Here is a 23,128-nt window from a genome sequence, read left to right on the forward strand (position 1 = left end):
GCTCGTTCACTCCAGTCACGTACTTATGTACGCTCCTGAAGATTCACTCTCTTGCCGCCTTGAGGCAACTCGAATGATTTTGAGTAAAGGTGTAATTTGTAGGCCTGATAAGATGCGAAGGCATCGCCATCAGGCAAAACATTATTCGTCGTGTGTGATGATCGCCGGGATGGTGTCATCTTTACGCAGCGTCAGAATTTCACAGCCGTTTTCCGTTACCACAATAGTATGCTCGTACTGAGCAGACAAGCTGCGGTCTTTGGTTTTTACCGTCCAGCCGTCTTTCATGGTGCGGATACGGTAATCCCCGGCGTTCAGCATCGGTTCAATGGTAAAGGTCATGCCAGGCTGCAACACGACGCCGCCATCGTCTGCATCATAATGCAGCACCTGCGGTTCTTCATGGAAGCCGCGACCAATACCGTGTCCGCAGTATTCACGTACCACGGAGAAACCTTCGCCTTCGGCATATTTCTGGATGGCGGCGCCAATGGTGCGCAGGCGGATGCCCGGTTTCACCATTTTGATGCCCAGATACAGGCTCTCTTGCGTGACGCGGCACAGACGCTCGCCCAGAATGGTCGGTTTGCCGACGATAAACATCTTTGAGGTATCGCCGTGGAATTCATCTTTAATCACGGTCACGTCGATGTTGACGATATCACCATCTTTCAGATGTTTAGCGTCATCTGGAATGCCGTGGCACACCACTTCATTAATAGAGATACAGACGGATTTCGGATAACCGTGGTAGCCGAGGCAGGCGGAGATCGCGTGTTGTTCGTTAACGATGTAATCGTTACAGATACGGTCCAGTTCGCCGGTGGTGACGCCCGGTTTGATATACGGTTCGATCATTTCCAGCACTTCGGCTGCCAGACGGCCCGCGACGCGCATTTTTTCGATGTCTTCAGATGTCTTGATAGAGATAGCCATGAATTCTGTCCATCAGTGCCGATGATTTCGGCAATAATTGTGTAAGTGCTGACAATGGTATCAGTCAGGGGTGTACCCTGCCAAATTGAGAATCATTCTGAACCTCGCCTTTCGTGCCACAGGTGTGTTGGCGACATTTTTTCACCCCAGTCACTGACTGGCCGTAAGCTCCAGGGGATTCAAAAATTTGCCGCCTGCCTGTAACACGAAATTCATCGTTCAATTCAGCACTGAGTGCCAACAATTATTGGTGTCGGTGGCGTATTTGTGGTATAAAGCGCGCCGGACTTCCGATCCATTCGAAGACTACACACGATGGACGGGAGCGACAAATCTCACTTTGTGTAACAACACACACGTATCGGCACATATTCCGGGGTGCCCTTTGGGGTCGGTAATATGGGATACGTGGAGGCATAACCCCAACTTAATCTATAGAGGTTTTAAATCATGGCAGCTGTTTCCATGCGCGACATGCTCAAGGCTGGTGTTCACTTTGGTCACCAGACCCGTTACTGGAACCCGAAAATGAAGCCTTTCATCTTCGGCGCGCGTAACAAAGTTCACATCATCAACCTTGAGAAAACTGTACCGATGTTCAACGAAGCTCTGGCTGAACTGAACAAGATCTCTGCTCGTAAAGGTAAAATCCTTTTCGTTGGTACTAAACGCGCTGCAAGCGAAGCGGTGAAAGAAGCTGCTAACAGCTGCGACCAGTTCTTCGTGAACCATCGCTGGCTGGGCGGTATGCTGACTAACTGGAAAACAGTTCGTCAGTCCATCAAACGTCTGAAAGACCTGGAAACTCAGTCTCAGGACGGTACTTTCGAAAAGCTGACCAAGAAAGAAGCGCTGATGCGTACTCGTGAGCTTGAGAAACTGGAAAACAGCCTGGGCGGTATCAAAGACATGGGCGGTCTGCCGGACGCTCTGTTCGTTATCGATGCTGACCACGAGCACATTGCTATCAAAGAAGCGAACAACCTGGGTATCCCGGTATTTGCTATCGTTGATACCAACTCTGATCCGGACGGCGTTGACTTCGTTATCCCGGGTAACGATGACGCAATCCGTGCTGTTAGCCTGTACCTGGGCGCTGTCGCTGCAACCGTTTGTGAAGGCCGTTCTCAGGATCTGGCTTCCCAGGCGGAAGAAAGCTTCGTAGAAGCCGAGTAATAAGGCTTGATAACTCCCTAAAATAGTTCGAGTTGCAGGAAGGCGGCAAGCTCGAGAATTCCCGGGAGCTTACATCAGTAAGTGACCGGGATGAGCGAGTGAAGGCAACGCGCCTGCGGCTCGAAATATGAAGGGGAGAGCCCTTATAGACCAGGTAGTATCACGTTTGGTTAGGGGGCCTGTATATGGCCCCCTTTTTCACTTTTATATCTGTGCGGTTTGATGCCGGGCAGATCAAATCTTTCGAGGATTTTAGAATGGCTGAAATTACCGCATCCCTGGTAAAAGAGCTGCGTGAGCGTACCGGCGCAGGCATGATGGATTGCAAAAAAGCGCTGACTGAAGCGAATGGCGACATTGAGCTGGCAATCGAAAACATGCGTAAGTCCGGCGCTATCAAAGCGGCGAAAAAAGCAGGCAACGTGGCTGCTGACGGCGTAATCAAAACCAAAATCGACGGCAACGTCGCTTTCATTCTGGAAGTTAACTGCCAGACTGACTTCGTGGCTAAAGATGCTGGCTTCCAGGCATTTGCTGACAAAGTGCTGGACGCCGCTGTTGCTGGCAAAATCACTGACGTAGAAGTTCTGAAAGCACAGTTCGAAGAAGAGCGCGTTGCTCTGGTAGCGAAAATTGGCGAGAACATCAACATTCGTCGCGTCGCTTCCCTGGAAGGCGACGTTCTGGGTTCTTACCAGCACGGTGCGCGCATCGGCGTTCTGGTTGCCGCTAAAGGCGCTGACGAAGAGCTGGTTAAACAGCTGGCGATGCACGTTGCGGCAAGCAAGCCGGAATTCGTTAAGCCGGAAGACGTGTCTGCTGACGTGGTAGAGAAAGAGTACCAGGTACAGCTGGACATCGCGATGCAGTCCGGTAAGCCGAAAGAAATCGCAGAGAAAATGGTTGAAGGCCGCATGAAGAAATTCACCGGCGAAGTTTCTCTGACTGGTCAGCCTTTCGTCATGGAACCGAGCAAATCTGTTGGCCAACTGCTGAAAGAGCACAACGCTGACGTGACTGGCTTCATCCGCTTTGAAGTGGGCGAAGGCATTGAGAAAGTCGAGACTGACTTTGCAGCAGAAGTTGCTGCGATGTCTAAGCAGTCCTGATTTTCCTGAGGAGCCGCCTGAGGGCGGCTTCTTTTTGCGCCTCTATTGTAAAATCAGCCGACGCCTGGCGTCTGCGCTGAAATGCGACGTACAATGTCGCCGGAATTAACTCATATCAATCGTTGACAGTCTCAGGAAAGAAACATGGCTACCAATGCAAAACCCGTCTATAAACGCATTCTGCTTAAATTAAGCGGCGAAGCTCTGCAGGGTACGGAAGGCTTCGGTATTGATGCAAGCATACTGGATCGTATGGCTCAGGAGATCAAAGAACTGGTTGAACTGGGTATTCAGGTTGGTGTGGTGATTGGCGGTGGTAACCTGTTCCGTGGCGCGGGTCTGGCAAAAGCGGGGATGAACCGCGTTGTGGGCGACCACATGGGCATGTTGGCCACCGTCATGAACGGCCTGGCAATGCGTGATGCGCTTCACCGCGCCTATGTGAACGCCCGCCTGATGTCGGCAATTCCTTTAAACGGCGTGTGCGACAACTACAGTTGGGCCGAGGCGATTAGCCTGCTGCGTAATAACCGTGTTGTGATTCTGTCTGCAGGTACGGGTAACCCGTTCTTCACTACCGACTCTGCGGCCTGTCTGCGCGGGATCGAAATTGAAGCGGATGTCGTACTGAAAGCGACCAAAGTGGATGGCGTATTCACTGCCGATCCGGCAAAAGATCCTTCCGCGACCATGTACGATCAGCTGACCTACAGCGAAGTGCTGGATAAAGAGCTGAAAGTGATGGATCTGGCGGCGTTCACGCTGGCTCGTGACCACAAACTGCCGATTCGTGTTTTCAACATGAACAAACCAGGCGCGCTGCGTCGTGTGGTGATGGGCGAAAAAGAAGGGACGTTAATCACGGAATAATTCCCGTGAGCGCCAAATACGGGTAAGATTCTGTTCTATTGACGGGTCTTATTACCTGGCAGAAATTAAACGAGACTATACTTAGCACATCTTTGTATTGTGTGACCGTCTGGTCTGACTGAGACTAGTTTTCAAGGATTCGTAACGTGATTAGCGATATCAGAAAAGATGCTGAAGTACGCATGGAAAAATGCGTTGAAGCGTTCAAAACCCAGATCAGCAAAGTGCGCACGGGTCGTGCTTCTCCCAGCCTGCTGGATGGTATTGTCGTAGAATACTATGGCACTCCGACCCCGCTGCGCCAGTTGGCAAGCGTAACGGTAGAAGACTCCCGTACCTTAAAAATTAACGTGTTTGACCGTTCTATGGGGCCAGCCGTTGAAAAAGCGATCATGGCGTCAGACCTCGGTTTGAATCCAAGCTCTGCGGGCACCGACATTCGCGTTCCGCTGCCGCCGCTGACCGAAGAACGTCGTAAAGATCTGACGAAAATTGTCCGTGGCGAAGCGGAGCAGGCGCGTGTCGCCGTTCGTAACGTCCGCCGTGATGCGAACGATAAAGTAAAAGCTCTGCTGAAAGATAAAGCGATCAGTGAAGATGACGATCGTCGCTCTCAGGAAGAAGTACAGAAAATGACCGACGCGGCAATTAAGAAAGTGGATGCGGCGTTGGCAGATAAAGAAGCAGAACTGATGCAGTTCTGATTGATCTGTACGCAGATATAAACTCATTCCACCGCTAAACCTGGCGGATGAGTGGTGTACAAAGCGCCGCGCAGAAGACATTATCAGGTCTCCTGTGCGGCGTTTTGCTTTTTATTCCGTTTCAACACTTCTGGACGTTTCATGAAGCAATTAACCATTCTGGGCTCGACCGGCTCTATTGGTTGCAGCACACTGGACGTGGTGCGCCATAATCCTGATAGCTTCCGCGTTATCGCGCTGGTGGCGGGTAAAAATGTTGCCCGCATGGCGGAGCAGTGCCTGGAGTTCTCGCCGCGTTATGCCGTGATGGACGATACGTCGAGCGCAGAACAGCTCAAAATAATGCTTCAGCAGCATGGCAGCCGCACCGAGGTTCTGAGCGGTCAGCAGGCTGCCTGTGAGATGGCGGCGCTTGATGAGGTCGGGCATGTGATGGCGGCCATTGTGGGCGCGGCTGGTTTACTGCCGACCCTGGCGGCGATTCGCGCAGGAAAGACGATTCTGCTGGCGAATAAAGAATCGCTGGTGACCTGCGGGCGGCTGTTTATGGACGAAGTAAAACGCAGCAACGCCCGGCTTTTACCCGTCGATAGCGAACATAACGCGATTTTTCAGAGTTTGCCGCAATCTATTCAGCATAATCTGGGATACGCTGACCTTGAGCAAAATGGCGTAACGTCGATTTTGCTTACCGGGTCTGGTGGCCCGTTTCGTGAAACGCCAATGTGCGATCTGGCAGCGATGACGCCGGATCAGGCATGTCGTCATCCGAACTGGTCGATGGGGCGAAAAATCTCCGTCGACTCCGCCACCATGATGAATAAAGGTCTGGAATACATTGAAGCGCGTTGGTTATTTAATGCCAGCGCACGTCAGATGGAAGTGTTGATCCATCCGCAATCGGTCATTCATTCGATGGTGCGTTATCAGGACGGCAGCGTCCTGGCGCAGTTTGGAGAACCTGACATGCGTACGCCTATTGCGCATACGATGGCATGGCCGAATCGCGTCACGTCCGGCGCGCAGCCGCTTGATTTTTGCAAACTCAGCGCGCTGACGTTTAGCGCGCCAGATTATCAGCGTTATCCGTGCCTGAAGCTGGCGATGGAGGCGTTTGAGCAAGGTCAGGCGGCAACGACGGCGCTCAATGCGGCAAACGAAATCACCGTTGCCGCGTTTCTGGCGCAACAGATTCGTTTTACCGATATCGCCGGGCTCAATTTAGCGGTGCTGGAGAGGATGGATTTACACGAACCGGCAAGCGTTGATGACGTATTGCAGGTTGACGCCATCGCGCGTGAAGTAGCCAGAAAACAAGTGATACGGCTCTCACGCTGACGATTATCCCGCGACAGAAGATCGTGCTATTTGTTAGCGTTGGGCTTCGGTGATATAGTCTGCGCCACCTGATCGCAGGTTTTTGGCTTTTTTCGGTCAGGTTAGCCGTGGTTTTACACGGCTTTTTTGTGGATACACAAAATCATTCAGGACGCATCGGGACGGCAGGCGGATACGTTCCCGGCGTGCGCAGACAGCGCACGACAGGGGCGATGACGCGCAGTCATCCGCGAAGCGGAGCGAAGAGAATGTGTATAAAGGCTTCAGTATTCCTGAGTACCGCTAAATCCTTTCAGGGACAAAAAACGCGTTATGTTGTCTGCAACTCAACCAGTAAGCGAAAATTTGCCAGCACATGGCTGCCGTCATGTTGCCATAATTATGGATGGCAATGGTCGCTGGGCGAAAAAGCAAGGGAAGATCCGGGCCTTTGGGCATAAAGCCGGGGCGAAGTCCGTCCGGCGAGCGGTCTCTTTTGCTGCCAATAACGGTATTGATGCGTTAACGCTGTATGCCTTTAGTAGTGAAAACTGGAACCGACCGGCGCAGGAAGTGAGCGCGTTAATGGAGCTGTTTGTGTGGGCGCTGGATAGCGAAGTCAAAAGCCTGCACCGCCATAACGTTCGCCTGCGTATTATCGGCGATATCAGCCGATTCAACTCACGTTTACAAGAACGTATTCGCAAATCAGAAGCGCTTACCGCCCATAATACGGGTCTAACGCTGAATATCGCTGCGAATTACGGCGGACGTTGGGATATTGTCCAGGGAGTCCGACAACTGGCGGAACAGGTGCAGGCTGGAGTGCTGCGCCCCGATCAGATTGATGAAGAGAGACTAGGCCAGCAAATCTGTATGCATGAGCTGGCGCCTGTGGATTTAGTAATTAGGACTGGGGGAGAGCATCGCATTAGTAACTTTTTGCTTTGGCAAATTGCCTATGCCGAACTTTACTTTACGGATGTTCTTTGGCCCGATTTCGATGAACAAGACTTTGAAGGTGCGCTGCATGCCTTTGCTAATCGAGAGCGTCGTTTCGGCGGTACCGAGCCTGGTGATGACAAAGCCTGATGGGGGTCGCTTTTGCTGAAGTATCGCCTGATTTCTGCTTTTGTGTTAATACCCGCGGTCATCGCTGCGCTTTTTTTATTGCCGCCGGTGGGGTTCGCCATTATTACGCTGGTTGTCTGTATGCTGGCCGCGTGGGAATGGGGGCAGTTAAGCGGTTTCGCCGCGCGTTCACAGCGGGTTTGGCTGGCGGTGCTGTGTGGTCTGTTATTGGCGCTGATGCTATTTTTGTTGCCTGAGTATCATCACAACATTCGTCAACCGCTGGTTGAGATGTCGCTTTGGGCATCGTTAGGATGGTGGGTTGTCGCGCTACTGCTGGTGCTATTTTATCCCGGTTCGGCGGCAATCTGGCGCAACTCAAAAACATTGCGTCTCATTTTCGGTTTGTTAACTATTGTGCCATTTTTCTGGGGCATGCTGGCGCTGCGCGCCTGGCACTATGACGAGAATCATTACAGTGGCGCAATATGGCTACTCTATGTCATGATCCTGGTCTGGGGAGCGGACTCTGGCGCGTATATGTTTGGTAAATTATTTGGCAAACATAAGCTGGCGCCGAAGGTTTCCCCGGGTAAAACCTGGCAAGGGTTTATCGGCGGGCTTGCTACGGCTGCCGTGATCTCATGGGGTTACGGTATGTGGGCGAATCTGAATGTTGCGCCTGTTATCTTGCTGATTTGCTCTGTAGTGGCGGCTCTGGCTTCTGTACTGGGCGACCTCACCGAGAGTATGTTTAAGCGCGAAGCAGGAATTAAGGATAGCGGCCACTTGATTCCAGGCCATGGCGGCATTCTGGACCGAATTGACAGCCTGACGGCTGCCGTACCGGTCTTTGCTTGCCTGTTGTTACTGGTGTTCAGGACGCTCTAACGGAAGGTTTTATGCTGAGTATTCTCTGGAATCTGGCTGCATTCATCATCGCACTGGGCGTGCTGATCACTGTGCATGAATTTGGTCATTTCTGGGTTGCCCGGCGCTGTGGTGTGCGAGTTGAGCGCTTTTCCATCGGTTTTGGCAAAGCGCTCTGGCGTCGTACCGATCGGTACGGCACCGAGTATGTCATCGCCCTGATCCCGCTGGGCGGCTACGTCAAAATGCTGGATGAGCGCGCCGAACCGGTAGCGCCGGAATTGCGTCGTCACGCCTTCAATAACAAAACGGTGGGCCAGCGCGCCGCAATTATTGCCGCAGGTCCGGTTGCGAACTTCATTTTTGCTATCTTTGCTTACTGGCTGGTCTTTATCATCGGCGTCCCTGGCGTTCGTCCGGTCATTGGCGAAATAACGCCCAACTCGATTGCTGCGCAGGCGCAAATTGCGCCTGGTACGGAACTTAAAGCCGTTGATGGTATCGAAACCCCTGATTGGGATGCCGTGCGTTTACAACTGGTGTCCAAAATTGGCGATCAGCAGACGACGGTGAGCGTCGCGCCGTTTGGTAGCGACCAGCGGCAGGATAAAACGCTTGATTTACGTCACTGGGCATTTGAGCCTGATAAGCAAGATCCTGTATCTTCTTTAGGGATTCGGCCCCGCGGGCCACAGATTGAACCGGTACTGTCAGAAGTGCAGGCGAATTCCGCAGCCAGTAAAGCGGGTTTGCAAGCGGGCGACAGGATCGTTAAAGTCGATGGTCAGCCGTTAACGCAGTGGATGAAATTCGTGACGTTTGTACGCGATAATCCCGGTAAGCCGTTAGCGTTAGAGATTGAAAGGCAGGGGAGCGCCTTGTCGTTGACGTTAACGCCGGATACGAAATCGGTTAACGGAAAGGCGGAAGGGTTTGCAGGCGTGGTGCCTAAAATTATTCCTCTGCCGGAAGAGTACAAGACTATACGCCAGTATGGGCCTTTTAGCGCCATCCTCGAAGCCACGGATAAGACGTGGCAGTTGATGAAGCTGACGGTCAGTATGCTGGGTAAATTGATAACCGGTGATGTGAAACTGAACAACCTCAGTGGGCCGATTTCTATCGCTCAGGGGGCTGGGATGTCAGCGGAGTTCGGGGTGATTTATTACCTGATGTTCCTTGCGCTAATCAGCGTGAACTTAGGGATAATTAACCTGTTTCCGCTGCCCGTTCTTGACGGGGGTCATCTGCTGTTCCTGGCGATTGAAAAGCTTAAGGGCGGGCCGGTATCCGAGCGGGTTCAAGACTTTAGTTATCGCATTGGCTCGATTTTGCTGGTGTTGTTAATGGGGCTTGCACTTTTCAATGATTTCTCTCGGTTGTAAGAGAGTTAGTTAGGAAGAACGCATAATAACGATGGCGATGAAAAAGTTGCTCATAGCGTCGCTGCTGTTCAGCAGCGCCACCGTATACGGTGCTGAAGGGTTCGTAGTGAAGGACATTCATTTCGAAGGCCTGCAGCGAGTCGCCGTTGGTGCGGCTCTCCTCAGTATGCCGGTGCGCACAGGCGACACGGTTAATGATGAAGATATCAGTAACACCATTCGCGCTCTGTTCGCCACCGGCAACTTTGAGGACGTCCGCGTCCTGCGCGATGGTAATACCCTTCTGGTTCAGGTAAAAGAACGTCCGACCATTGCCAGCATCACTTTCTCCGGGAACAAGTCGGTGAAAGATGACATGCTCAAGCAAAACCTCGAAGCGTCTGGCGTACGTGTTGGCGAGTCTCTGGATCGCACCACGCTGTCTGATATCGAAAAAGGTCTGGAAGACTTTTACTATAGCGTAGGTAAATACAGCGCCAGCGTTAAGGCGGTCGTCACGCCGCTGCCGCGCAACCGTGTTGATCTTAAACTGGTGTTCCAGGAGGGCGTATCGGCGAAGATCCAACAGATCAACATCGTCGGTAACCATGCCTTTAGCACCGAAGAACTCATTTCTCATTTCCAGTTGCGTGACGAAGTGCCGTGGTGGAACGTCGTCGGCGATCGTAAATACCAGAAACAGAAGCTGGCGGGCGACCTTGAAACCTTGCGCAGCTACTATCTGGATCGCGGCTACGCGCGTTTCAATATTGACTCCACGCAAGTGAGTCTGACGCCGGATAAGAAAGGGATCTACATCACCGTCAATATCACCGAAGGCGATCAGTACAAGCTTTCCGGGGTTCAGGTGAGCGGTAACCTGGCCGGACATTCCGCTGAAATTGAGAAACTGACGAAAATTGAACCGGGCGAGCTCTATAACGGCACCAAAGTGACCAAAATGGAAGATGACATCAAAAAGCTTCTGGGTCGCTATGGTTACGCCTATCCGCGCGTGCAGTCACAGCCTGAAATTAACGATGCTGACAAAACCGTAAAACTGCGCGTAAACGTCGATGCGGGCAACCGTTTCTACGTGCGTAAGATCCGCTTTGAAGGCAACGACACCTCAAAAGATTCCGTTCTGCGCCGTGAAATGCGCCAGATGGAAGGGGCGTGGCTGGGCAGCGACCTGGTTGACCAGGGGAAAGAGCGTCTGAACCGTCTCGGCTTCTTTGAAACCGTCGACACCGACACGCAGCGCGTTCCGGGTAGCCCGGATCAGGTTGATGTGGTGTACAAGGTGAAAGAGCGCAACACCGGTAGCTTTAACTTCGGTATCGGTTACGGTACAGAAAGCGGCGTTAGCTTCCAGGCCGGCGTTCAGCAGGACAACTGGTTAGGTACTGGTTATTCCGTGGGGATTAACGGCACCAAAAACGACTACCAGACCTACAGCGAACTGTCCGTTACTAACCCATACTTTACCGTTGACGGCGTGAGCCTCGGTGGTCGTATCTTCTATAACGACTTCCAGGCGGACGATGCGGATCTATCCGACTATACCAACAAGAGTTACGGTACGGATGTGACGCTTGGCTTCCCCATCAACGAGTACAACACGTTGCGTGCTGGTTTAGGGTATGTGCATAACTCCCTGTCCAATATGGAACCGCAGGTTGCAATGTGGCGTTATCTGGCATCAATGGGTCAGTATCCGTGTACTAATGATCAGGATAATAGTTTTAGCACTGATGACTTCACCTTTAACTACGGCTGGACCTACAACAAACTAGACCGTGGTTACTTCCCGACGGAAGGTACGCGTATCAACCTGACGGGTAAGGTGACGATTCCGGGATCGGATAACGAATACTATAAAGCGACGTTGGATACCGCGACCTATGTACCGATCGATAACGATCATAAGTGGGTCATTCTGGGCCGTACCCGCTTTGGTTATGGCGATGGTTTAGGCGGTAAAGAAATGCCGTTCTATGAGAACTTCTATGCCGGTGGTTCCAGTACCGTTCGTGGCTTCCAGTCCAATACCATTGGTCCTAAGGCGGTCTATTATCCCTATAACCCTAAAAATTACGATGCTGATGAAGACTACGATTGCGCGACGCAGGACGGCGCAAAAGATATGTGTAAGTCGGATGATGCGGTAGGGGGTAACGCGATGGCGGTCGCCAGCCTGGAATTTATCACGCCGACGCCGTTTATCAGCGAGAAATATGCTAATTCTGTCCGTACTTCTTTCTTCTGGGATATGGGGACCGTCTGGGATACTAACTGGGATTCCAGCCAGTATTCTGGTTATCCGGACTACAGCGATCCGAGCAACATCCGTATGTCCGCGGGTATCGCATTACAATGGATGTCCCCATTGGGGCCGTTGGTCTTCTCCTACGCCCAGCCGTTTAAAAAGTACGATGGAGACAAAGCCGAGCAGTTCCAGTTTAACATTGGTAAAACCTGGTAATTGTTCACTGCAAAGGAATGCATTGGTAGTGTAGCGATGACTTTTGGCGATGCCCCCAGGGATCGCCAGGCCACGCAAAGAGCTGTACCTTCGGGTGCAAATGGGATGGTAAGGAGTTTATTGTGAAAAAGTGGTTATTAGCTGCAGGTCTTGGTTTGGCGATGGTAACGTCCGCACAGGCTGCTGACAAAATTGCAATCGTCAACATGGGTAATCTGTTCCAACAGGTTGCGCAGAAGACGGGTGTATCCAATACACTGGAAAACGAATTTAAAGGCCGTGCGGCTGAACTGCAAAAAATGGAAACCGATCTGCAATCTAAAATGCAGCGTCTGCAATCCATGAAAGCAGGTAGCGATCGTACTAAGCTGGAAAAAGACGTGATGTCTCAGCGCCAGACTTTCGCGCAAAAAGCGCAGGCTTTTGAGAAAGATCGCGCTCGTCGTTCCAACGAAGAACGCAACAAACTGGTGACTCGTATCCAGACTGCGGTGAAAAAAGTGGCTAACGACCAGAGTATCGATCTGGTGGTAGACGCAAACACCGTTGCTTACAACAGCAGCGATGTGAAAGACATCACCGCTGACGTACTGAAACAGGTTAAATAAGTAATGCCTTCAATTCGACTGGCTGACTTAGCAGAACAGTTGGATGCAGAATTACACGGTGATGGCGATATCGTCATCACCGGCGTTGCGTCCATGCAATCTGCAACAACAGGCCACATTACGTTTATGGTGAATCCTAAGTACCGTGAACACTTAGGTTTATGCCAGGCTTCTGCGGTTGTCATGACGCAGGACGATCTTCCTTTTGCTAAGAGTGCGGCGCTGGTAGTTAAAAATCCCTACCTGACCTACGCGCGCATGGCGCAAATTTTAGATACTACGCCGCAGCCCGCGCAGAATATCGCGCCAAGCGCCGTGATTGATGCGACGGCAACGCTGGGTAGCAATGTTTCAGTCGGCGCGAATGCGGTGATTGAATCTGGCGTACAACTGGGCGATAACGTGGTTATCGGCGCAGGCTGTTTCGTCGGAAAAAATAGCAAAATCGGGGCGGGTTCACGCTTGTGGGCGAACGTAACGATTTACCACGACATTCAGATCGGTGAGAATTGCCTGATCCAGTCCAGTACGGTGATCGGCGCGGACGGTTTTGGCTACGCTAACGCTCGTGGCAACTGGGTGAAGATCCCACAACTGGGCCGGGTCATTATTGGCGATCGTGTCGAGATCGGCGCTTGTACCACCATTGACCGTGGCGCGTTGGATGATACTGTTATTGGCAATGGCGTGATTATTGATAATCAGTGCCAGATTGCACATAACGTCGTGATTGGCGACAATACGGCAGTTGCCGGTGGCGTCATTATGGCGGGTAGCCTGAAGATTGGCCGTTACTGCATGATTGGCGGCGCCAGCGTGATCAATGGGCATATGGAAATATGCGACAAAGTCACGGTAACTGGCATGGGTATGGTGATGCGTCCCATCACGGAACCGGGCGTCTACTCCTCAGGCATTCCGCTGCAACCCAACAAAGTATGGCGTAAAACTGCTGCACTGGTGATGAACATTGATGATATGAGCAAGCGTCTCAAAGCGATTGAGCGCAAGGTTAATCAACAAGACTAACGTTCCGCCTTGTAGTTGCCATTCTTTTCCAGCCTGTCACATTCATACGATTGCGGCAGGCCGTGTTATTATTGCCTTTTTGTATATTTGGACAGGAAGAGTATTTTGACTACTAACACTCATACTCTGCAGATTGAAGAGATTTTAGAGCTTCTGCCGCACCGTTTTCCGTTTTTACTGGTCGATCGCGTGCTGGACTTTGAAGAAGGTCGTTTTCTGCGTGCGGTGAAAAATGTCTCCGTCAACGAGCCGTTTTTCCAGGGGCATTTCCCGGGCAAACCGATTTTGCCAGGCGTGCTGATTCTGGAAGCGATGGCGCAGGCAACCGGTATTCTGGCGTTTAAAAGCGTTGGTAAACTGGAACCTGGCGAACTGTATTATTTCGCGGGTATTGATGAAGCGCGCTTTAAGCGTCCGGTGGTGCCAGGCGATCAGATGATCATGGAAGTCACTTTCGAGAAAACGCGCCGTGGCCTGACCCGCTTTAAAGGGGTTGCGCTGGTCGACGGTAAAGTCGTGTGCGAAGCAACCATGATGTGTGCTCGTAGCCGGGAGGCCTGATTCGTGATTGATAAATCCGCCTTTATTCATCCTACCGCCATTGTGGAAGATGGCGCTGTAATTGGCGCTAATGCCCACATTGGTCCCTTTTGTATTGTTGGGCCGCAGGTCGAAATTGGTGAGGGAACCGTACTGAAGTCTCATGTGGTCGTAAATGGTCAAACCAAAATCGGCCGCGACAACGAGATTTATCAGTTTGCCTCCATCGGTGAAGTGAACCAGGATCTGAAATATGCGGGTGAGCCGACCCGTGTGGAAATTGGCGATCGTAACCGCATCCGCGAAAGCGTCACCATTCATCGTGGTACAGTGCAGGGCGGTGGGTTGACGAAGGTGGGTAGCGATAACCTGCTGATGATCAATGCGCATGTCGCACATGATTGTACGGTAGGTAATCGCTGTATCCTCGCCAACAACGCCACGCTGGCGGGGCACGTATCAGTCGATGATTTTGCGATCATCGGCGGTATGACGGCAGTTCATCAATTCTGCATTATCGGTGCGCATGTGATGGTCGGCGGCTGCTCCGGCGTGGCGCAGGATGTCCCTCCGTATGTGATTGCGCAGGGTAACCATGCGACGCCGTTCGGGGTAAATATCGAAGGGCTGAAGCGTCGCGGCTTTAGCCGTGAAGGGCTGGTGGCGATTCGTAATGCCTACAAACTGTTGTACCGCAGTGGTAAAACGCTCGACGAAGCGAAGCTGGAAATCGCTGAACTTGCTGAAAAGCATCCGGAAGTGAAGGCGTTTACCGAGTTCTTTGAGCGTTCAACGCGTGGTCCGATTCGTTAATGGCGGCACAGCGTCCTTTAACGATTGCCCTGGTCGCCGGTGAAACGTCCGGCGATATTCTTGGCGCAGGCTTAATTCGTGCGCTGAAAGCGCGCGTACCCAACGCCCGTTTTGTGGGCGTTGCGGGGCCGCGTATGCAGGCCGAAGGGTGTGAAGCCTGGTACGAGATGGAAGAGCTGGCGGTCATGGGCATTGTTGAAGTGCTCGGACGTTTACGCCGTTTGTTGCATATCCGCGCCGATCTGACCCGCCGTTTTACCGAACTCAAGCCCGATGTCTTTGTCGGGATTGATGCCCCTGATTTCAATATTACCCTCGAAGGTAATCTGAAAAAACAAGGGATTAAGACCATTCATTATGTCAGCCCGTCCGTTTGGGCCTGGCGACAGAAACGCGTTTTCAAAATAGGCAGATCCACCCATATGGTGTTGGCTTTTCTGCCTTTCGAAAAAGCGTTTTACGATAAATTTAACGTCCCGTGCCGCTTTATCGGTCACACCATGGCGGATGCCATGCCGCTGGACCCGGATAAAAATGCGGCGCGCGACGTGCTGGGTATCCCGCATGACGCCCATTGTCTGGCGCTACTGCCAGGCAGCCGTGGCGCGGAAGTGGAAATGCTCAGCGCCGATTTCCTGAAAACCGCACAATTGCTGCGACAGCGCTATCCCGATCTGGAAGTGGTAGTGCCGCTGGTGAACGCGAAACGCCGCGAGCAGTTTGAAAAAATTAAAGCGGAGGTTGCGCCGGATCTCGCCGTTCATTTGCTGGACGGCATGGCGCGCGAGGCGATGATCGCCAGCGACGCGGCTCTGCTGGCCTCGGGTACGGCGGCACTGGAGTGTATGCTGGCAAAATGCCCGATGGTAGTGGGATATCGTATGAAGCCCTTCACTTTCTGGCTGGCGAAACGTCTGGTGAAAACGGAGTATGTGTCTTTGCCTAACCTGCTGGCGGGAAGAGAATTAGTCAAAGAGCTGTTGCAGGAAGAGTGCGAACCGCAAAAACTCGCCGAAGCGCTGTTGCCGCTACTGGCGAACGGTAAAACCAGCCATGCGATGCACGACACCTTCCGTGAGCTGCATCAGCAGATCCGCTGTAATGCCGATGAGCAGGCGGCAGATGCCGTCCTGGAGTTAGCACAATGATCGAATTTGTTTATCCACACACCCATTTAGTGGCGGGTGTGGATGAAGTGGGCCGTGGCCCGCTGGTGGGCGCCGTAGTGACCGCCGCCGTGATCCTCGATCCGGCGCGTCCGATCGTCGGTCTGAATGATTCCAAAAAATTGTCTGAAAAGCGTCGTCTGTCATTGTATGACGAGATTAAAGAAAAGGCGTTAAGCTGGAGTCTGGGACGCGCGGAAGCGCATGAAATTGATGAGCTGAATATTTTGCACGCCACCATGCTCGCCATGCAGCGCGCTGTCGCTGGTCTGCATATTGCGCCAGAATATGTGCTGATCGACGGCAATCGCTGTCCGGCGCTGCCTGTGCCGTCAATGGCCGTGGTGAAAGGCGACAGCCGCGTGGCGGAGATTAGCGCGGCGTCTATTCTGGCGAAAGTCACCCGCGACGCAGAAATGGCGGCGCTGGATATCGTTTTTCCTCAGTATGGCTTTGCGCAGCACAAAGGCTATCCAACCGCTTTTCATCTGGAAAAGCTGGCCCAGTATGGCGCGACGGCGCACCACCGACGCAGTTTTGCGCCTGTTAAACGCGCTCTGGGACTTGTGTCCTGACTCTTGTATCGAGAAATCTGAAGATGTCTGAACCACGTTTCGTTCACCTGCGGGTGCACAGCGACTACTCTATGATCGATGGGCTGGCGAAGACCGGGCCGCTGGTGAAAAAGGCGGCCTCATTAGGTATGCCTGCGCTGGCGATCACCGATTTTACCAACCTCTGCGGTCTGGTGAAGTTCTACGGAGCGGGTCATGGCGCGGGCATTAAACCTATCGTCGGGGCGGACTTTAACGTTCACAACGAACTGCTGGGAGATGAGCTGACTCATCTGACGGTACTGGCGGCGAATAATACGGGATACCAGAACCTGACGTTGCTGATCTCGAAAGCGTATCAGCGCGGCTACGGCGCGGCAGGCCCGATTATCGAGCGCGACTGGTTGGTAGAGCTTAAAGAAGGTTTGATTCTGATTTCCGGCGGACGCATGGGCGACGTAGGCCGCTGTCTGCTACGCGGCAACCAGGCGCTGGTGGAGGAGTGCGTTGCTTTCTATGAAACGCATTTTCCCGATCGCTACTTCCTGGAACTGATCCGTACCGGCAGACAGGACGAAGAGACCTATCTCCATGCTGCGGTTGAACTGGCTGAGGCACGTGGTTTGCCGGTTGTCGCGACAAACGATGTCCGTTTCCTTGAAAGCGATGATTTTGACGCCCATGAGATTCGTGTCGCGATCCACGACGGTTTCACGCTCGACGATCCTAAACGTCCACGCAATTATTCACCGCAGCAGTATATGCGCAGTGAAGAAGAAATGTGCGAGCTGTTCTCCGATATTCCGGAGGCGCTGGAAAATACGGTGGAGATTGCCAAACGCTGCAACGTAACGGTGCGTCTGGGTGAATATTTCCTGCCACAGTTCCCGACCGGCGATATGACCACCGAAGATTATCTGGTCAAAAAATCGAAAGAGGGGCTGGAAGAGCGTCTGGCTTTCCTGTTTCCGGACGAAGAAGAGCGCAAAAAGCGTCGCCCGGAATATGACGAGCGTCTGGATATTGAACTACAGGTTATCAACCAGATGGGGTTCCCTGGCTACTTCCTCATCGTGATGGAGTTTATCCAGTGGTCAAAAGATAACGGCGTGCCGGTAGGGCCGGGACGTGGTTCCGGGGCTGGTTCGCTGGTGGCCTACGCGCTGAAAATTACCGACCTTGATCCGCTGGAATTTGACCTGCTGTTCGAACGTTTCCTGAACCCGGAACGTGTCTCGATGCCTGACTTCGACGTTGACTTCTGTATGGAGAAACGCGACCAGGTGATTGAGCACGTCGCAGACATGTACGGGCGTGATGCGGTATCGCAGATTATCACCTTCGGTACGATGGCGGCGAAAGCCGTTATCCGCGATGTGGGCCGCGTTCTGGGGCATCCGTACGGTTTTGTCGATCGTATCTCGAAGCTGGTGCCGCCCGATCCGGGCATGACGCTGGCAAAAGCCTTTGAAGCGGAACCGCAACTGCCGGAAATTTACGAGGCGGATGAAGAGGTCAGAGCGCTGATCGATATGGCGCGTAAGCTCGAAGGCGTCACGCGTAACGCCGGTAAGCACGCTGGCGGCGTGGTCATCGCGCCGACCAAAATTACCGACTTTGCGCCGCTGTACTGCGATGAAGAGGGCAAGCATCCGGTTACCCAGTTTGATAAAAGCGACGTGGAATATGCCGGGCTGGTGAAGTTCGACTTCCTCGGTTTGCGTACGCTGACCATCATCAACTGGGCGCTGGAGATGATCAACAAGCGGCGCGAGAAAAACGGCGAGCCGCCGCTGGATATCGCCGCCATTCCGCTGGACGATAAAAAAAGCTTCGACATGCTGCAGCGCTCGGAAACCACGGCGGTCTTCCAGCTTGAATCGCGCGGCATGAAAGATCTGATCAAACGTCTGCAGCCGGACTGCTTTGAAGATATGATCGCACTGGTGGCCCTGTTCCGTCCCGGCCCGTTGCAGTCAGGGATGGTAGATAACTTTATCGACCGTAAGCACGGTCGTGAAGAACTCTCTTACCCGGACGTTCAGTGGCAGCATGAAAGCCTGAAGCCGGTACTGGAGCCGACCTACGGCATCATTCTGTATCAGGAACAGGTGATGCAGATTGCCCAGGTACTTTCCGGGTATACTCTCGGCGGCGCGGATATGCTGCGTCGTGCGATGGGTAAGAAAAAGCCGGAGGAGATGGCCAAACAGCGTTCCGTTTTTGAAGAGGGCGCGAAAAAGAACGGTATCGACGGCGAACTGGCGATGAAAATCTTTGACCTGGTGGAGAAATTCGCCGGTTACGGGTTTAACAAATCGCACTCCGCCGCTTATGCGCTGGTTTCTTACCAGACGCTATGGCTAAAGGCGCACTATCCGGCTGAATTTATGGCGGCGGTGATGACTGCCGATATGGATAACACCGAGAAGGTCGTCGGCCTGGTGGACGAGTGCTGGCGGATGGGACTGAAAATTCTACCGCCGGATATTAACTCCGGATTGTACCATTTCCACGTTAATGATGAGGGCGAGATCGTCTACGGCATCGGCGCGATCAAAGGCGTCGGCGAAGGGCCGATCGAAGCGATCATCGACGCGCGTAATCAGGGCGGCTATTTCCGCGAGCTGTTTGATCTGTGCGCGCGGACCGACACCAAAAAGCTCAACCGCCGGGTGCTGGAAAAGCTGATCATGTCCGGGGCGTTCGACCGCCTGGGGCCGCACCGCGCCGCGCTGATGAACTCATTGGGCGATGCGCTGAAAGCCGCCGACCAGCACGCTAAAGCGGAAGCTATCGGTCAGGCGGATATGTTCGGCGTGCTGGCGGAAGAGCCGGAGCAAATCGAACAATCCTATGCCAGCTGCCAGCCGTGGCCGGAGCAGGTGGTGTTAGATGGGGAACGTGAAACGTTGGGGCTGTACCTGACGGGCCACCCCATCAATCAGTATTTAAAAGAAATTGAGCGCTATGTCGGCGGGGTAAGGCTCAAAGACATGCATCCGACAGAACGTGGTAAAGTCACCACGGCTGCGGGGCTCGTGATTGCCGCAAGGGTTATGGTCACCAAGCGCGGCAATCGTATCGGCATCTGTACGCTGGATGACCGTTCCGGGCGTCTGGAAGTGATGTTATTTACCGACGCGCTGGATAAATACCAGCAGTTGCTGGAAAAAGACCGCATACTTATCGTCAGCGGACAGGTCAGCTTTGATGACTTCAGCGGGGGGCTTAAAATGACCGCCCGCGAAGTGATGGATATTGACGAAGCTCGCGAAAAATACGCTCGCGGGCTTGCTATCTCGCTGACGGACAGGCAAATTGATGACCAGCTTTTAAACCGACTCCGTCAGTCTCTGGAACCCCACCGCTCGGGGACCATTCCAGTACATCTCTACTATCAGAGGGCGGATGCGCGTGCGCGGCTGCGTTTTGGCGCAACGTGGCGTGTCTCTCCGAGCGATCGTTTACTTAACGATCTGCGTGGCCTCATTGGTTCGGAGCAGGTGGAACTGGAGTTTGACTAATACAGGAATACTATGAGTCTGAATTTCCTTGATTTTGAACAGCCGATAGCAGAGCTGGAAGCGAAAATCGATTCTCTGACTGCGGTAAGCCGCCAGGATGAGAAACTGGATATTAATATCGATGAAGAAGTCCATCGCCTGCGCGAAAAAAGCGTAGAACTGACGCGCAAAATCTTCGCCGATCTCGGCGCATGGCAGGTAGCCCAACTGGCGCGCCATCCGCAGCGTCCGTACACCCTGGATTATGTCCGTCTGGCGTTTGATGAGTTTGATGAGCTGGCGGGCGATCGCGCCTATGCTGATGACAAAGCCATCGTCGGCGGTATCGCGCGTCTGGAAGGGCGGCCGGTGATGATCATTGGTCATCAGAAAGGTCGTGAAACCAAAGAAAAAATTCGTCGTAACTTTGGCATGCCAGCGCCGGAAGGCTACCGCAAAGCGCTGCGCCTGATGGAAATGGCTGAACGCTTCAACATGCCGATTATCACCTTCATCGACACCCCGGGCGCTTACCCTGGCGTGGGCGCGGAAGAGCGTGGTCAGTCTGAAGCTATCGCCCGCAACCTGCGTGAGATGTCTCGTCTGAACGTACCTGTCATCTGCACCGTGATTGGCGAAGGCGGCTCCGGCGGCGCATTGGCGATTGGCGTGGGTGATAAAGTGAATATGCTGCAATACAGCACCTATTCCGTTATCTCCCCGGAAGGTTGCGCCTCTATTTTGTGGAAGAGCGCCGACAAAGCGCCATTGGCTGCTGAAGCGATGGGCATCATCGCGCCGCGTCTGAAAGAGCTGAAGCTAATCGATTCCATCATTCCGGAGCCGCTGGGCGGCGCGCACCGTAATCCGGAAGCGATGGCGGCATCGCTAAAAGCGCAGCTGCTGGAAGATTTAGCCGATCTCGATGTGTTAAGCACCGATGATTTAAAAAACCGTCGTTACCAGCGTTTGATGAGCTACGGTTACGCCTAATCATTTACCTCATTTTTCCCCAAGAGGCCGGATAATCCGGCCTCTTTTTTTTGGTCGAGGAAAAATGAGACGCCGATGAGTTGATGTGATTAAACGCAACGGCATGTTCTCCCTGACACTGTATCAACTGCCAGGCGTGTGGCCAGGGCAGGCAGTGAACTACCCTTCAAGGAGAAAATTATGGGATTGCAAAAAACACTGGCGCTCAGCGCCGTAGCGGCAGGGATCATGTTGAGCTTATCCGGTGCGCAGGCCGCGCCGCTGCTTAGCAGTAGTGAGCCAATGACCATTAACGCCAGCGATCTGGCGGCGAAAGAGAAAGCGCTGACGGATTTTCCGTTAATGGAGGCCGTGAAATCCTCTATTCAGACGTTGGATAACAGCGCGGTTGAACAAATTGAACCGGGGCGCGCCGCTAACCCGGCAAACGTAAAACGCGTTGAAAGTATTCTGAAAGAGGCCGACTGGGATTATCTGTTCCCGATGCGCGCGCCGGAATACACTTACTCTAACTTCCTGAAAGCGATAGGTAAATTCCCGGCGGTTTGTGGTACCTACACCGATGGACGCGATAGCGACGCTATCTGCCGTAAAACCCTGGCTACTATGTTTGCGCATTTTGCCCAGGAGACGGGCGGTCACGAAAGCTGGCGTGACATTCCGGAATGGCGTCAGGCGCTGGTCTATCTGCGCGAAGTCGGCTGGACAGAAGGGCAGAAAGGCGGCTACAACGGCGAATGTAACCCGGATGTATGGCAGGGCCAGACCTGGCCGTGCGGTAAAGATAAGGACGGCGATTTCCTCAGCTATTTTGGTCGCGGGGCAAAACAGCTTTCTTATAACTACAACTATGGGCCTTTCTCTGACGCGATGTATGGCGACGTTCGCCCTCTGCTGGATAAACCCGAGCTGGTGGCGGATACCTGGATGAACCTGGCGAGCGCCGTCTTCTTCTTTGTGTATCCGCAGCCGCCGAAGCCGTCTATGCTACATGTGATTGACGGTACCTGGCAGCCAAACGATCGCGATAAAGCAAACGTCCTGGTATCAGGTTTCGGCGTCACCATTCAAATCATCAATGGCGGCGTGGAGTGCGGCGGCGCAGATGAGAATGCGCAGTCGCTTAACCGTATCGCCTACTACAAAGAGTTTGCCAACTACCTGAAAGTGCCGGTGCCGGCGGACGAAGTGTTGGGCTGTAAAAAGATGAAGCAGTTCGATGAAGGCGGCGCTGGCGCGTTACCGATCTATTGGGAACAAGACTGGGGCTGGAGCGCCGATACTGCGGACGGTAAAACCTATTCCTGCCAGTTAGTGGGATATCAGACGCCGTATACCGCCTTTAAAGAGGGCGACTACACGAAATGTGTACAGCATTATTTCAACGTTAATGTCGTCGATGATAACGGAACCACTGAACCGGATGTCACGCCAACTCCGGCGCCAGTGACGGATGAAAACGTGGCGCCAGTCGCGCGCATTGCCGGGCCGGTCGGGGCGGTGGAAGCTGGTAGCCCGGTTTCACTCAGCGCGGAAGGATCGACCGACGCGAATGGCGACAAGCTCACCTATACCTGGATGTCGCAGGATGGCAAAACGCTGAGCGGCCAGGATAAAGCCGTTGTGATTTTCAACGCGCCGGATGTCACTCAGAACACCCAGTATGTGGTGAATCTGACCGTTAGCGACGGTACGCTCTCCAGCACTGCGGTTTATACGCTGAATGTGAAAGCGAAGGCCGCCGCTGCGGATGACGAAGATAAGACCACCAGCTATCCTGCCTGGAGCAGCAGCCAGAAATGGAATCCGGGCGACATCGTCAACAGTAATGGCGCATTGTACCAGTGCAAACCGTTCCCGGAAGGCTCATGGTGTAATGTTGCGCCTGCCTACTATGAGCCCGGCGTAGGGATTGCCTGGGCCGATGCATGGAACGCATTGTAATAAGATAAATCCTGTCGGTGCTTTGCATCGGCAGGATTGTTACTATGCTTATCTCAGGTTTTTTCAGGAGAAA

Annotated in this window: 19 protein-coding genes; 18 read left to right on the forward strand and 1 reads right to left on the reverse strand. The window is 53.1% G+C overall.

Going from position 1 to position 23,128, the window contains the following annotated elements:
• Nucleotides 1-141 precede the first annotated feature (141 nt).
• Entirely contained in the window at nt 142-936 is a 795-nt protein-coding gene (map, locus tag ACQ29O_RS05260; protein ID WP_001018214.1) for a type I methionyl aminopeptidase, read from the reverse strand.
• 450 nt (nt 937-1,386) lie between these two features.
• Here map and rpsB point away from each other — a divergent pair, with 450 nt between their 5' ends.
• The 18 genes from rpsB (at nt 1,387) to ACQ29O_RS05350 (ending at nt 23,055) form a co-directional block, all read left to right on the forward strand.
• On the forward strand, nt 1,387-2,112 hold the full coding sequence (gene rpsB, locus ACQ29O_RS05265; RefSeq protein WP_020936833.1) for a 30S ribosomal protein S2: 726 nt from the start codon (nt 1,387-1,389) through the stop codon (nt 2,110-2,112).
• Nucleotides 2,113-2,369: 257 nt separating this feature from the next.
• On the forward strand, nt 2,370-3,221 hold the full coding sequence (gene tsf / locus ACQ29O_RS05270; RefSeq protein ID WP_000808106.1) for a translation elongation factor Ts: 852 nt from the start codon (nt 2,370-2,372) through the stop codon (nt 3,219-3,221).
• Nucleotides 3,222-3,365: 144 nt separating this feature from the next.
• Nucleotides 3,366-4,091: a UMP kinase gene (gene pyrH, locus ACQ29O_RS05275; protein ID WP_000224567.1), complete on the forward strand. Its 726-nt coding sequence runs from the start codon at nt 3,366-3,368 to the stop codon at nt 4,089-4,091.
• A gap of 146 nt (nt 4,092-4,237) precedes the next feature.
• Nucleotides 4,238-4,795, forward strand: a complete 558-nt coding sequence (frr, locus tag ACQ29O_RS05280; protein ID WP_000622423.1) for a ribosome recycling factor — start codon at nt 4,238-4,240, stop codon at nt 4,793-4,795.
• A 141-nt stretch (nt 4,796-4,936) separates the two neighbouring features.
• Complete coding sequence (gene ispC / locus ACQ29O_RS05285) at nt 4,937-6,133, forward strand: 1-deoxy-D-xylulose-5-phosphate reductoisomerase (RefSeq protein WP_000811897.1); 1,197 nt, start codon at nt 4,937-4,939, stop codon at nt 6,131-6,133.
• 312 nt (nt 6,134-6,445) lie between these two features.
• The gene (gene ispU / locus ACQ29O_RS05290; RefSeq protein WP_000947413.1) at nt 6,446-7,204 is read left to right on the forward strand and encodes a (2E,6E)-farnesyl-diphosphate-specific ditrans,polycis-undecaprenyl-diphosphate synthase; all 759 of its coding nucleotides are present in this window, start codon (nt 6,446-6,448) and stop codon (nt 7,202-7,204) included.
• Nucleotides 7,205-7,216: 12 nt separating this feature from the next.
• Nucleotides 7,217-8,074: a phosphatidate cytidylyltransferase gene (gene cdsA / locus ACQ29O_RS05295; protein WP_000922422.1), complete on the forward strand. Its 858-nt coding sequence runs from the start codon at nt 7,217-7,219 to the stop codon at nt 8,072-8,074.
• A gap of 11 nt (nt 8,075-8,085) precedes the next feature.
• Nucleotides 8,086-9,438, forward strand: a complete 1,353-nt coding sequence (rseP, locus tag ACQ29O_RS05300) for a sigma E protease regulator RseP (RefSeq protein WP_000949017.1) — start codon at nt 8,086-8,088, stop codon at nt 9,436-9,438.
• A 31-nt stretch (nt 9,439-9,469) separates the two neighbouring features.
• Complete coding sequence (bamA, locus tag ACQ29O_RS05305; protein ID WP_020936834.1) at nt 9,470-11,902, forward strand: outer membrane protein assembly factor BamA; 2,433 nt, start codon at nt 9,470-9,472, stop codon at nt 11,900-11,902.
• A 122-nt stretch (nt 11,903-12,024) separates the two neighbouring features.
• A complete protein-coding gene (gene skp / locus ACQ29O_RS05310) occupies nt 12,025-12,510 on the forward strand; it encodes a molecular chaperone Skp (protein WP_000758966.1) in 486 nt (161 codons plus the stop codon).
• Nucleotides 12,511-12,513: 3 nt separating this feature from the next.
• On the forward strand, nt 12,514-13,539 hold the full coding sequence (gene lpxD, locus ACQ29O_RS05315; protein WP_001139262.1) for a UDP-3-O-(3-hydroxymyristoyl)glucosamine N-acyltransferase: 1,026 nt from the start codon (nt 12,514-12,516) through the stop codon (nt 13,537-13,539).
• Nucleotides 13,540-13,644: 105 nt separating this feature from the next.
• Complete coding sequence (fabZ, locus tag ACQ29O_RS05320) at nt 13,645-14,100, forward strand: 3-hydroxyacyl-ACP dehydratase FabZ (protein WP_000210741.1); 456 nt, start codon at nt 13,645-13,647, stop codon at nt 14,098-14,100.
• 3 nt (nt 14,101-14,103) lie between these two features.
• Entirely contained in the window at nt 14,104-14,892 is a 789-nt protein-coding gene (gene lpxA, locus ACQ29O_RS05325) for an acyl-ACP--UDP-N-acetylglucosamine O-acyltransferase (RefSeq protein ID WP_000565950.1), read from the forward strand.
• On the forward strand, nt 14,892-16,040 hold the full coding sequence (gene lpxB, locus ACQ29O_RS05330) for a lipid-A-disaccharide synthase (protein ID WP_000741216.1): 1,149 nt from the start codon (nt 14,892-14,894) through the stop codon (nt 16,038-16,040). The genes lpxA and lpxB overlap by 1 nt, the downstream gene beginning before the upstream one ends.
• Nucleotides 16,037-16,633, forward strand: coding sequence for a ribonuclease HII (rnhB, locus tag ACQ29O_RS05335; protein ID WP_000569411.1), 597 nt, complete (start codon nt 16,037-16,039; stop codon nt 16,631-16,633). The genes lpxB and rnhB overlap by 4 nt, the downstream gene beginning before the upstream one ends.
• Before the next feature lie 23 nt (nt 16,634-16,656).
• Entirely contained in the window at nt 16,657-20,139 is a 3,483-nt protein-coding gene (gene dnaE, locus ACQ29O_RS05340; RefSeq protein WP_001294821.1) for a DNA polymerase III subunit alpha, read from the forward strand.
• Nucleotides 20,140-20,151: 12 nt separating this feature from the next.
• Complete coding sequence (gene accA, locus ACQ29O_RS05345) at nt 20,152-21,111, forward strand: acetyl-CoA carboxylase carboxyl transferase subunit alpha (RefSeq protein ID WP_000055753.1); 960 nt, start codon at nt 20,152-20,154, stop codon at nt 21,109-21,111.
• Nucleotides 21,112-21,291: 180 nt separating this feature from the next.
• Nucleotides 21,292-23,055 carry a chitinase gene (locus ACQ29O_RS05350; RefSeq protein WP_000524172.1) on the forward strand — a complete coding sequence of 588 codons (1,764 nt, stop codon included), beginning with the start codon at nt 21,292-21,294 and terminating at the stop codon, nt 23,053-23,055.
• Nucleotides 23,056-23,128: the final 73 nt, after the last annotated feature.

The organism is Salmonella sp. GDC200615, assembly GCF_050574145.1.
GTDB lineage: Bacteria > Pseudomonadota > Gammaproteobacteria > Enterobacterales > Enterobacteriaceae > Salmonella > Salmonella enterica.

Coding starts and splice junctions, on each gene's coding strand:
- map (WP_001018214.1), bottom strand. CDS start 936: ATGGCTATCTCTATCAAGACATCTGAAGACATCGAAAAAATGCGCGTC.
- rpsB (WP_020936833.1), top strand. CDS start 1,387: ATGGCAGCTGTTTCCATGCGCGACATGCTCAAGGCTGGTGTTCACTTT.
- tsf (WP_000808106.1), top strand. CDS start 2,370: ATGGCTGAAATTACCGCATCCCTGGTAAAAGAGCTGCGTGAGCGTACC.
- pyrH (WP_000224567.1), top strand. CDS start 3,366: ATGGCTACCAATGCAAAACCCGTCTATAAACGCATTCTGCTTAAATTA.
- ispC (WP_000811897.1), top strand. CDS start 4,937: ATGAAGCAATTAACCATTCTGGGCTCGACCGGCTCTATTGGTTGCAGC.
- ispU (WP_000947413.1), top strand. CDS start 6,446: ATGTTGTCTGCAACTCAACCAGTAAGCGAAAATTTGCCAGCACATGGC.
- rseP (WP_000949017.1), top strand. CDS start 8,086: ATGCTGAGTATTCTCTGGAATCTGGCTGCATTCATCATCGCACTGGGC.
- bamA (WP_020936834.1), top strand. CDS start 9,470: ATGGCGATGAAAAAGTTGCTCATAGCGTCGCTGCTGTTCAGCAGCGCC.
- lpxD (WP_001139262.1), top strand. CDS start 12,514: ATGCCTTCAATTCGACTGGCTGACTTAGCAGAACAGTTGGATGCAGAA.
- lpxB (WP_000741216.1), top strand. CDS start 14,892: ATGGCGGCACAGCGTCCTTTAACGATTGCCCTGGTCGCCGGTGAAACG.
- rnhB (WP_000569411.1), top strand. CDS start 16,037: ATGATCGAATTTGTTTATCCACACACCCATTTAGTGGCGGGTGTGGAT.
- dnaE (WP_001294821.1), top strand. CDS start 16,657: ATGTCTGAACCACGTTTCGTTCACCTGCGGGTGCACAGCGACTACTCT.
- accA (WP_000055753.1), top strand. CDS start 20,152: ATGAGTCTGAATTTCCTTGATTTTGAACAGCCGATAGCAGAGCTGGAA.
- ACQ29O_RS05350 (WP_000524172.1), top strand. CDS start 21,292: ATGGGATTGCAAAAAACACTGGCGCTCAGCGCCGTAGCGGCAGGGATC.